The sequence below is a fragment of the Streptomyces sp. NBC_00846 genome (genome assembly GCF_045207325.1).
In the GTDB taxonomy this organism is placed as follows: Bacteria; Actinomycetota; Actinomycetes; order Streptomycetales; family Streptomycetaceae; genus Streptomyces.
Map to the genome: position 1 here is coordinate 2736971 of NZ_CP108846.1, position 10681 is coordinate 2747651.

Below are 10681 nucleotides of genomic sequence, written 5' to 3' on the forward strand. Positions count from 1 at the left end.
CTACCCGGCCCGGTTCCTGAGCGCGGCGACGGCCGACCCGGCCAGGTCGTCGAGGTAGCCCTTGGGCAGCGGGGTGCGGACGACGGCGAGCCGCCAGTAGAGCGGACCGACGATCAGGTCCAGCGCACGGTCCGGGTCGCTGTCCTCGGGCAGCTCGCCGCGCGCCACGGCGTCCCGTACGACGACGGCGGCGATGCCCTGCTGCGGGTCGAGCAGGGCGGCCTTGATCGTGTCGGAGATCTCCGGACTGCGGGCCGCCTCGACCAGCAGGTCCGGGATGACCTGCGAGGCGACGGGGTGGCGCAGGGCGTAGGCGGCCAGTTCCAGTACGGCGCGGACATCCCCGTACAGCGACCCCGTGGCCGGAGCCGGCATGCCCTGGACGGCGACGGCCGAGACCAGGTCGAGGACCAGGGCCAGCTTGGACTTCCAGCGGCGGTAGATGGCCGTCTTGCCGACACCCGCCCGCCGGGCGATGCCCTCGATGGACATCCGGGCGAAGCCCACCGCGGCCAGTTCCTCGAAGACGGCGCTGCGAATCGCATCGGTGACGTCCTCGCGCAGCACAGCGGCTCCGGCGGGGACACGGCGGCGGGTTCCCGGGTCGGTGGTCATGGCCGAATCATAGTCCGTCACGACGAAACGGTTGCGTTGCGACGTACTGCGCCCTACCCTCAGCGTTGCGACGATACGGTTCCGTCCCGTCGATCGTCGTGTTCCTGCCCTCCCGTCGAAAGCGATCGTGGTGAGCCAGACAACATCCCCACCGGCCCCGGCCGACACCCCCGCCGGTACCCCCTCCCCGGTGTACGCGCCGGGCGAGCTGGCCGCGCTCGCCGCCCGCCACGGACTGACGATGAGCGGGGCCCGGCCCTCGCTGGTCGCGTACGTCCGGCAGCTGTGGGGGCGGCGGCACTTCATCACGGCGTTCGCCACCGCCAAGCTGACCGCGCAGTACAGCCAGGCGAAGCTCGGCCAGATCTGGCAGATCATGACCCCGCTGCTGAACGCGACGGTCTACTACTTCATCTTCGGCGTCCTGATGGACACGAAGCGCAACGTCGAGGACTTCGTGCCCTTCCTCGTCACCGGCGTGTTCATCTGGACCTTCACCGCCAGCTCGATCACCGCGGGCACCCGTGCGATCAGCGGCAACCTGGGCCTCGTCCGGGCCCTGCACTTCCCGCGCGCCTCGCTGCCGATCGCGCTGGCCCTGCAGCAGCTCCAGCAGCTGCTGTTCTCACTGGGCGCGCTGGTGCTGATCCTGATCGGGTTCGGGCAGTTCCCCAAGCCGTCCTGGGTGCTGGCAGTTCCGGCGCTGATCCTGCAGGCCGTCTTCAACACCGGTGTCTCCATGGTGGTGGCGCGGCTGGCCGCCCGGACGCCGGACATCGCCCAGCTGATGCCGTTCATCCTGCGCACCTGGATGTACGCCTCGGGCGTCATGTGGAGCGTGGACGCGCTCCTCGAGGGCGACCGGGTTCCGCACTTCGTGAAGGTGATGCTGGAGTGCAATCCGGCGGCCGTCTTCATCGACCTGATGCGGTTCGCGCTCATCGACAGCTTCACCCGGGCCCAGCTGCCCCCGCATGTGTGGGCGGTCGCCGCGGGCTGGGCGCTCGTGTGCGGGGTGGGCGGCTTCGTGTACTTCTGGCAGGCGGAGGAGCGGTACGGACGTGGCTGACAACAACGAGCGGGTGCCGACCGTCGTCGTGGACGACGTGCACATCACGTACAAGGTCAACGGCGCCCGTACCGGAAAGGGCAGCGCCACCTCTGCGCTCAGCCGCATCGTCTCGCGCCGGCAGACCCCCGGGGTGCGCGAGGTGCACGCCGTGAAGGGGGTGAGTTTCGCCGCGTACAAGGGCGAGGCCATCGGCCTGATCGGTTCCAACGGTTCGGGGAAGTCGACGCTGCTGAAGGCGATCGCCGGTCTGCTGCCCGCGACGAAGGGCCGGGTGCACACCCAGGGCCAGCCCTCCCTGCTCGGGGTGAACGCGGCGATGATGAGCGATCTGACCGGCGAGCGCAACGTCGTGCTCGGCGGCCTCGCGATGGGGATGACACGGGCCCAGATCCGCGAGCGCTACCAGGGGATCGTCGACTTCTCCGGCATCAACGAGAAGGGCGACTTCATCACTCTGCCGATGCGGACGTACTCCTCCGGCATGGGCGCCCGGCTGCGCTTCTCGATCGCGGCCGCCAAGAGCCATGACGTCCTCCTGATCGACGAGGCCCTGTCCACCGGCGACGCCAGGTTCCAGCGGCGCAGCAAGGAACGGATCATCGAGCTGCGCAAGGAGGCCGGCACGGTCTTCCTGGTCAGCCACAGCAACAAGTCGATCACCGAGACCTGCGACCGGGCGATCTGGCTGGAGGCGGGAACCCTGCGGATGGACGGTCCGGCCGACGAGGTCATGGCCGCGTACGAGGAGTTCACCGGCAAGAAGTAGAGGACGCCCCCGGCATGAGGGCGGGGCGGCCACCGGAAACCCCGGCGACCGCCCCGCCCCACCACCCGCTACGCGTGCGTACGCAGCAACGTCCGCATCGTCCGCATGGCCACCGACAGGTTCGCCAGGTCGAACGAGTCCGATCCCCGGATCTCCTCAAGCGTGGAGCGCGACCGCGTGAGGATCGCCGCGTTCTTCCCCTCCCACGCCATGAACCGCTCCTCCGGGGTCGAGGTCCCGTTGCCCACGGACAGCACATCCGCGGTGAGCCCGGCGTGCGCGGCGTACAGGTCCTCCCGGATGGACGCCCGGGCCATGGACTGCCAGCGGTCCGCCCGCGGCAGCTCGATGATCCGGTCCATCAGCTGGGTGACGCCCAGCCGGTCCGCGAGGTCGTAGTACACCTCGGCGACGGAGAGCGGGTCCTTGCCGGTGCGGTCCGCGATCGCCACGATGTCCAGCGCCGGGAACGCGGAGGAGAATCCGGCGACCCGCTGGGCCAGTTCGCCCGGGACACCCGCCTCGGTGAGCTCGTCCAGGATCGACTGGTACCAGTCCAGGTCGGCGCCCATCAGCATCTTGGGCAGCTCGGCCCAGACCTGCTCGACGCCCGCCTTGAAGAAGTCGATCGTCCCGGCGATCTCCAGCGGCTGCGGCCGGTTGCCGAGCAGCCAGCGCGAACCGCGCTCGACGAGCCGGCGCGAGTGCAGCCGGATCCGGGTCTGCACATCGGCGGCGACCTCGTTGTCGAGCGCCTCGACGGCGTCCCACACCTGGCCGAGGCTGAAGATCTCGCGGGCCGCGACCTGTGCCCGCACGATCTCCTCGATCGAGGCGCCGGTCTCTTCCCGCAGCCGGTGCAGGAAGGTCGAACCACCGCTGTTCACTGTGTCGTTGACCAGGACCGTGGTGATGATCTCGCGACGCAGCGCGTGCCCGTCGACCGCCTCGGGGAACTGCTCGCGCAGTTGCTGCGGGAAGTAGGCGTGCAGCAGCTTCTGCAGGTGCGGGTCGTCCGGCAGGCTGGTCCGGATCAGCTCCCGGGCCGCCGTGATCTTGGTGTACGCCATCAGCACGGCCAGCTCGGGCTGGCTGAGCCCCTTGCCGGCGTTGAGCAGTTCACGGATCTGCCGGTCGGTGGGCAGGAACTCCAGCGCGCGGTCGAGGTCCCCGTCGCGGCCCAGCCGGCGCATGAAGCGCTGGTTGGCGTGGAGCAGGGAGGACGACTGGGCGGTGGCGTTGGCGAGTGCCACGTTCTGCGCGTAGTTGTTGCGCAGTACCAGACGGCCGATCTCGTCGGTCATCCCGGCGAGCAGCTTGTTGCGCTGCTTGACGGTCATGTCGCCGTCCCGGACCAGGCCGTTGAGCAGGATCTTGATGTTCACCTCGTGGTCGGAGGTGTCCACACCGGCGCTGTTGTCGATCGCGTCGGTGTCGATCCGGCCGCCGGTACGGGCGAACTCGATCCGGCCGAGCTGGGTGGCACCGAGGTTGCCGCCCTCGCCGACGACCTTGGCCCGCAGGTCCTGGCCGTCGACGCGGATCGCGTCGTTGGCCTTGTCACCGACGTCCGCGTTCGACTCGGCGGAGGACTTGATGTACGTGCCGATGCCGCCGTTCCACAGCAGGTCGACGCGGGCCTTGAGGATGGCCTGCATCAGCTCGGCGGGCGTCATCTTCGTGACCCGCGACTCGATGCCGAGCGCCTCGCGGATGTGCGCGTTGACCGGGATGGACTTGGCGCTGCGCGGGTGGACTCCGCCGCCCGCGGAGAGCAGTTCCTTGTTGTAGTCGGCCCAGGAGCTGCGCGGCAGGTCGAAGAGGCGGCGCCGCTCGGCGTACGAGGTGGCGGCGTCCGGGGTGGGGTCGATGAAGATGTGCCGGTGGTCGAAGGCGGCGACGAGCCGGATGTGCTCGGAGAGCAGCATGCCGTTGCCGAACACGTCACCCGACATGTCACCGACGCCGACGACGGTGAAGTCCTCGGTCTGGGTGTCGTGGCCAAGCTCGCGGAAGTGCCGCTTGACGGATTCCCAGGCGCCGCGGGCGGTGATGCCCATGCCCTTGTGGTCGTATCCGGCGGAGCCGCCGGAGGCGAACGCGTCGCCGAGCCAGAAGCCGTACGAGACGGCGACCTCGTTGGCGATGTCGGAGAACTTCGCGGTGCCCTTGTCGGCGGCGACGACCAGGTAGGTGTCGTCCTCGTCGTGCCGGACGACGTCCTTGGGCGGTACGACCTCGCCGGCCACCATGTTGTCCGTGATGTCGAGCAGCGCCGAGATGAAGGTGCGGTAGGAGGCGATGCCCTCGGCCATCCAGGCGTCACGGTCGACGGCCGGGTCCGGGAGCTGTTTGGCGACGAAGCCGCCCTTGGCGCCGACCGGCACGATGACGGTGTTCTTCACCATCTGCGCCTTGACCAGGCCGAGGATCTCCGTACGGAAGTCCTCCCGCCGGTCCGACCAGCGCAGACCGCCTCGGGCGACCTTGCCGAAGCGCAGGTGCACGCCCTCCACGCGCGGCGAGTGCACCCAGATCTCGAACGCCGGGCGGGGCGCCGGGAGATCCGGGATGGACTGCGGGTCGAACTTCATCGAGACGTAACCGTGCGGATTGCCGTCGTCCGCGGTCTGGAAGAAGTTCGTGCGCAGGGTGGCCTTGATGACGGTGAGGAAGGACCGCAGGATCCGGTCCTCGTCGAGGGAGGCGACCTGGTCCAGGGCCCCGTCCAGCTCTTCGAGGAGCCCGTCGGTGAGCTCGGTGCCGGCGCTCTGCCGGTCCGGGGACATCCGCGCCTCGAAGAGCGAGACCAGCAGCCGGGTGGTGTGGATGTTGTTGCGGAGAGTGCTCTCCATGTAGTCCTGGCTGAAGGTCGAACCGGCCTGCCGCAGGTACTTCGCGTAGGCGCGCAGCACCATCGCCTGCCGCCAGTTCAGACCGGCGCCCAGTACGAGGGAGTTGAAGCCGTCGTTCTCGGCGGCACCGGTCCACACGGCCGCGAAGGCGTCCTGGAAGCGGTCGCGGGCGTCATCGGCGAGGTAGTTGCCGCTGCCGTTGGTCTGCGGCAGCCGCAGACCGAAGTCGTAGATCCAGGCGTGCGTACCGTCCGTGCAGCGCAGCTCGTACGGACGCTCGTCGACGACCTCGACACCGAGCCGCTGGAGCGCCGGAAGGACGGCCGAGAGGGAGACCTGCTCGCCGGTCCGGTAGATCTTGAAGCGACGCTCGCCGGGGCCGGCGCCGACCGGCTCGTACAGGCTGAGGGAGAAGTCCTTCTCGTCTTCCTTGAGCGCTTCGAGGTGGATCATGTCGGACACGGCGGAGCGCGGCGTGTGGTCGGCCTTGTAGCCCTCGGGGAACGAGTGGCCGTACTGGCGCAGCAGCTCGGCGGCGCGCTCCTCGCCGCACTCGGCGTTGAGTGCCTCCTGGAAGCCGTCGGCCCAGGAGCGGGCGGCCTCGACGAGCCGTGCCTCGATGCGGTCGGCCTCGGCGTCGGTGAGGTCGGGCAGCTCGGTGCCGGGTGCTACCCGGACGACGAAGTGCAGCCGGGAGAGGATCGACTCGGTGTTCCAGGCGGTGAAGTCGACGCTGGTGCCGCCCAGTTCCTCCTTGAGGATGTCGATCAGACGGAGCCGGACACCGGTGGTGTAGCGGTCACGCGGCAGGTAGACGATCGCGGAGTAGTAGCGCCCGTACTCGTCCTGGCGCAGGTAGAGCCGCAGCCGGCGGCGCTCCTGGAGGTACAGCACGGAGGTGACGACGGAGCGCAGCTGGTCGACGGGCGCCTGGAACAGCTCGTCGCGCGGGTACGTCTCCAGAATCTGCAGCAGGTCGCGGCCGTCGTGGCTGTTGGGCGAGAAGCCCGCGCCCTCCAGCACCTCGGCGACCTTGCGGCGGATGACGGGCACCCGGCGTACGGACTCGGTGTAGGCGGCGGACGAGAACAGCCCCAGGAAGCGGCGTTCACCGATGACGTTGCCGTCGGCGTCGAACTTCTTCACACCGACGTAGTCGAGGTAGCTGGGGCGGTGGACGGTCGACCGGCTGTTGGCCTTGGTGAGAACGAGGAGCTTGTGCTCGCGGGCCTTGGCCCGGGCATCGGCGGGCAGCCGCTCGAAGGACGGGCTGACGGGGTGCGCCTCGTCGACGCTGTGGTGCGGGTCGGAGCGCAGGATGCCGAGGCCGGTGCCGGGTACGGCGGCCAGCGCGTCGGTGTCCTTGAGCTCGTATTCGCGGTAGCCGAGGAAGGTGAAGTGGTCGGCGGCGAGCCAGCGCAGCAGCTCCCTGGCCTCGTTCACCTCTTCGTCGGCGAGTTCGTCGAGCGGCTCGGCGGCCAGGTTGTCGGCGATGCGCAGCGCGGCGTCGCGCATCTTCTCCCAGTCCTCGACGGCCTCGCGCACGTCGGACAGCACGCGGAGCAGATCGGTGGCGATCTGCTGGAGGTCGGAGCGGTCGGTCTCGCGGTCGATCTCGACGTGGATCCAGGACTCGACGAGCGCGTCGTGCGGCAACTCGGTCGTGCCGCCCTTCTTGCCGCCCTTGGCGTTCTTGCGGGCCTGCGGGCTCGCCGAGATGCCGTTGCCCTCGGCGAGGACCTCGATGAGCTTGCCGGTGACGTCACGGCGTACGACGACCTGCGGGTGGATCACGACATGGATGCCGCGGCCCTGCCGGGACAGCTCATTGGTGACGGAGTCGACCAGGAACGGCATGTCGTCGGTGACGACCTCGACGACAGTGTGGCTGCACGTCCAGCCGTTCTCCTCGACGGTCGGGGTGTGCACCCGGACGTTCGCCTTGCCCTGCGGGCGGGCCTCCGCGAGCCGGTAGTGGGAGGAGGCGGCACCGAAGACGTCGACGGGGTCGCGGCCCGCGATGTCCTCGGGTGCGGTGTGCAGGTAGTAGCGCTGGAGGTAGGCGAGGAGTACGTCCTGTCCGGGACGCTCCTGCTCGGCCCCGGCGCCGCCGGTGGCCGCGACACGTACCGGGGGGGTACCGCCCGGGCCGCCGACACCACCGCCCGGGCTGTTGTCAGCTACCTTGGCGGCCCGTGCGAGCAGCTCGGCCTTGGCTTCGTCCAGCTTGGTCTGCATGTCCTCTGGCTCCTGTCGCGCGCCGTTGCGTGACGTAGGTGAAAAAGACGACGTACCGCCACGACACGGGGTTTCCGGTCTGAGTCGACGCTATGCCGCTATGAGAGATGCCCGGGACCATATTGGCCATTTTTGGCAGTTGGTCCGGGCTGTGAGGATCAGTGATGGCCCGGGTGCTGTGGCACTCCGGGCGCAGGCCGGGGGCTCCGCTGCCCCCGAGGCGTATCGCGCTGATCACGGGGTCCAGGCTATCTCGCCCGCCGCCGTAACCGTCACGGGCCGCATGTGTACAAAAGATGGTCGGAAATTTGACACTCTGGACAGCGCGGCCGCCCGTCTTGCCGCACTCTGGTAGACGGAACAGGCCGACGAACCGTGGGAGCCCCGCCATGGCACCGAAAATCCTGATCGTCACCGGCGACGCCGCCGAGTCCCTGGAAGTCCTCTACCCGTACCAGCGGCTGCGCGAGGAGGGGTACGACGTCCATATCGCGGCCCCCGCCCGCAAGACGCTCCGCTTCGTGGTCCACGACTTCGAGCCCGGCTTCGACACGTACACCGAGAAGCCCGGCTACACCTGGCCCGCCGACCTGGCCTTCTCCGAGGTGGACGCCGGGGACTACGTGGCCCTGGTCGTCCCGGGCGGCCGGGCCCCCGAGTACCTGCGCAATGACGCCGAGCTGCGCAAGATCCTCAAGGCGTTCTTCGACTCGGACCGGCCGGTGGCCCAGATCTGCCACGGCCCGCTGATGACGGCGGCGGTCGGCGCCCTGGCCGGCCGGCACGTCACCGCGTACCCGGCGCTGGAGCTCGACATGCAGGCGGCGGGCGCCACCTTCGAGGATCACGAGGTGGTGGTCGACGGCACGCTGATCTCGTCCCGTGCGTGGCCGGACCACTCGGCGTGGATGCGCGAATTCCTGAAGGTGCTCCGCACCAAGGCCCCGGTGACCACCTGACGGCGCAGCCGGGCCTCTTCCCCCCTCCGCTCGTCTCTCCGTCTCATCCAGCCATGCGCCCGGCAAGGTCCGCGGCCTCGGCCAGGCTGTCCACCACCGGCACCCCGGCGGCCTCCAGGCTGGCCCTGCTGTGCGAGCCGCCGGTGTAGAGCACGGCCTTCGCCCCGACGTGGGCGGCGGCCACGGCGTCGTCCACGGCGTCACCGACGATCACGGTGTACTCCGCGGATATCCCGTCGAGCGCGGCGATGTGGCGCTCCATGTGCCGCGCCTTGCTGCCGCCGGACGGCCCGGTGCGCCCGTCGATGCGCAGGAAGTGCCGTTCGATGCCGTATCCCCGGACCACGGGGACCAGCTGATCGTGACCGTACATGCTCAGCAGGGACTGGCTGCCGCCGTCCCGCTGCCACTGGGAGAGCAGTTCCTCGGCTCCTTCGGTGAGCCCGCAGGCGGCCCGCTGCTCGGTGTAGTACCGGTGGAATATCCCGTCCATCCGCTCCCACTCGGCCTCGGTGGGCAAGCGGCCCATCAGCCGTTCGTAGAAGCGCGGGATGGGGACGCAGTACATCTCGCGGTACTGCTGCAGAGTGATCGGCTCCAGGCCGACCTCACCGAATGCGGCGTTCGTCGCGCCGACGACCGCGACGTTGTCGTCGAGCAGTGTGCCGTTCCAGTCCCAGACCAGATGTGTGCGGTGCTTTCCCTGCTTCCCCATGCTCAAGAAAGTACCCGCCGGGTACGACAACGCGTCCGGAACCCGCAAGAAGGACCGGCTCAGCCGATCAGATTCGGAATCTCCTGGACGCCGAACCACAGCAGCTCGTGGTCCTCGGCGCCGTCCACGGTGAACTGCGCGTCGTCGTCACCGAGGTCCGCGGCGCCCAGAGCGGCCGCGGCGGCCGTGACGTCCTTCTCGGCGTCGTCGGCGTCGACGTGCACGGCGGCGGCCGCGGTCAGCGGTACGGGGGACGAGATCCGCACCTCGCCGAGCGACGACGAGTCGAGGCTGCGGTCCGGGTCGGCCACGGCAGCACCGTCCGGCACGTCGACGGCGACGACGACCCGCCGACGGGCCGCATCGGGGTTTCCGGCGATCAGGCGCAGAGAGGCGGAGGCGGCCCGGTTGAGCGCCGCGTACTCCAGCTCCTCGATGTCGTCGGAGACGTACCACTCACGCAGTCCAGGAGTCACCGCGTAGGCGGTCAGTGGACCGGGCCCGATCTCGCCCGCCTGGTGCACCGCTGCGAGACCGGGGAGCGTCAGGGGGACGTACACGCGCATGGCTGGCCGCTTTCGTAGTCGGAAACGCCCCCAGGATACGTGCGACGTCCCCCTTTGGGGTTACGTGCACCACGGCCGCCGCGTCCACCCGGCGCTCGCCTCTCACCCTCTCCGGGCCTGCCCCGCGCCCCGCAGAGCACCCACCGCATCACCCGGATAGGTGATTCGCCCCGACCAGCTCCGGCGCCCACCGGCGCTTGCGACCGCCTCCGCCGTCGCCGTAGAAGATCCACAGCAGAAGTTACTGCCCGGTATTCGACCGGGCCTCTGAAGCGCGGGGGCGATGAGCGATGAGCACGAACAGGACCCGGCCCACCGGACGTCACGACGGGCGCAGGCCCGAGGCCGTACCACCGCAGCGCACGAGGACTCCCCGGAGGGTCCGCCCGCACCACTGGTTCGCCGAGCGCCTCCTGGCGGTCCTCAGCGGCCAGCGCCCGGTGCACTGGATGCTCGGCCACACCATCGGCGACGCCTACGACCAACTGGCCGAACTGGCCCCCCGTACCCCTCTCAGGGCCCGCGGCGCCCGTCCCGTGATCCGCATGTGCCACGGCGCCCAGCCGACCCCGGGAGTGGTGGAGGCCTGCGCCAGCATCGCGGCGGGCGAACAGGTACGGGCCATGGCCTTCCGCCTGGAACAGGGCACAGACCTCCGCTGGCGCTGCGCAGCAGTAGAACTGGGCGACGAACGCCTGCAGACGGCAACGCCCCGATGAAGCCCGCGTGTCCGCTCAGCGATGACGACGCGGGCCTCCACCGCACTCACGGCGTGACCTGCTTCCACGCCCCACTTCGGGTCGGCGCCACACCAACGCCCACCACGGACGACCCATCAAGGCCGTGGTCTCGCCTGAGCCACCCCGTACGTTCGGCACACGGCTTTCCCGCTTAC

The 10681-nt window shown here is 69.7% G+C and carries 8 protein-coding genes; 4 read left to right on the forward strand and 4 right to left on the reverse strand.

Annotated elements, in window-relative coordinates; genetic code table 11:
* Entirely contained in the window at positions 1-615 is a 615-nt protein-coding gene (locus OG936_RS12610; protein WP_406494631.1) for a TetR/AcrR family transcriptional regulator, read from the reverse strand.
* Between the two features lie 127 nt (positions 616-742).
* Between OG936_RS12610 and OG936_RS12615 the strand changes: the two genes are divergently transcribed.
* Positions 743-1684, forward strand: a complete 942-nt coding sequence (locus OG936_RS12615) for an ABC transporter permease (RefSeq protein WP_406494633.1) — start codon at positions 743-745, stop codon at positions 1682-1684.
* A complete protein-coding gene (locus tag OG936_RS12620; RefSeq protein ID WP_406494634.1) occupies positions 1677-2453 on the forward strand; it encodes an ABC transporter ATP-binding protein in 777 nt (258 codons plus the stop codon). Before OG936_RS12615 ends, OG936_RS12620 begins: the two co-directional genes overlap by 8 nt.
* Positions 2454-2521: 68 nt before the next feature.
* On the opposite strand, the gene OG936_RS12625 is transcribed toward OG936_RS12620, so the two are convergent.
* Positions 2522-7546, reverse strand: coding sequence for an NAD-glutamate dehydrogenase (locus OG936_RS12625; RefSeq protein ID WP_406494636.1), 5025 nt, complete (start codon positions 7544-7546; stop codon positions 2522-2524).
* A 389-nt stretch (positions 7547-7935) separates the two neighbouring features.
* On the opposite strand from OG936_RS12625, the gene OG936_RS12630 reads away from it, so the two are divergent.
* Positions 7936-8505 (forward strand): DJ-1/PfpI family protein, encoded by a 570-nt coding sequence (locus OG936_RS12630; RefSeq protein ID WP_406494637.1) that lies wholly within the window; start codon positions 7936-7938, stop codon positions 8503-8505.
* 43 nt (positions 8506-8548) lie between these two features.
* On the opposite strand, the gene OG936_RS12635 is transcribed toward OG936_RS12630, so the two are convergent.
* Both OG936_RS12635 and OG936_RS12640 read right to left on the reverse strand, forming a co-directional pair.
* Positions 8549-9220, reverse strand: a complete 672-nt coding sequence (locus OG936_RS12635) for an HAD family hydrolase (RefSeq protein WP_406494639.1) — start codon at positions 9218-9220, stop codon at positions 8549-8551.
* Positions 9221-9279: 59 nt separating this feature from the next.
* A complete protein-coding gene (locus OG936_RS12640; protein ID WP_383759916.1) occupies positions 9280-9786 on the reverse strand; it encodes a DUF6912 family protein in 507 nt (168 codons plus the stop codon).
* A 290-nt stretch (positions 9787-10076) separates the two neighbouring features.
* Between OG936_RS12640 and OG936_RS12645 the strand changes: the two genes are divergently transcribed.
* Positions 10077-10505 (forward strand): Rv3235 family protein, encoded by a 429-nt coding sequence (locus tag OG936_RS12645; protein ID WP_406494641.1) that lies wholly within the window; start codon positions 10077-10079, stop codon positions 10503-10505.
* The last annotated feature ends 176 nt before the right edge of the window (positions 10506-10681 follow it).

What these genes read in the sequence shown, in the direction of transcription:
- OG936_RS12610 (WP_406494631.1), bottom strand. Translation starts at nt 615, where the DNA reads ATGACCACCGACCCGGGAACCCGCCGCCGTGTCCCCGCCGGAGCCGCT.
- OG936_RS12625 (WP_406494636.1), bottom strand. Translation starts at nt 7,546, where the DNA reads ATGCAGACCAAGCTGGACGAAGCCAAGGCCGAGCTGCTCGCACGGGCC.
- OG936_RS12630 (WP_406494637.1), top strand. Translation starts at nt 7,936, where the DNA reads ATGGCACCGAAAATCCTGATCGTCACCGGCGACGCCGCCGAGTCCCTG.
- OG936_RS12635 (WP_406494639.1), bottom strand. Translation starts at nt 9,220, where the DNA reads ATGGGGAAGCAGGGAAAGCACCGCACACATCTGGTCTGGGACTGGAAC.
- OG936_RS12640 (WP_383759916.1), bottom strand. Translation starts at nt 9,786, where the DNA reads ATGCGCGTGTACGTCCCCCTGACGCTCCCCGGTCTCGCAGCGGTGCAC.
- OG936_RS12645 (WP_406494641.1), top strand. Translation starts at nt 10,077, where the DNA reads ATGAGCACGAACAGGACCCGGCCCACCGGACGTCACGACGGGCGCAGG.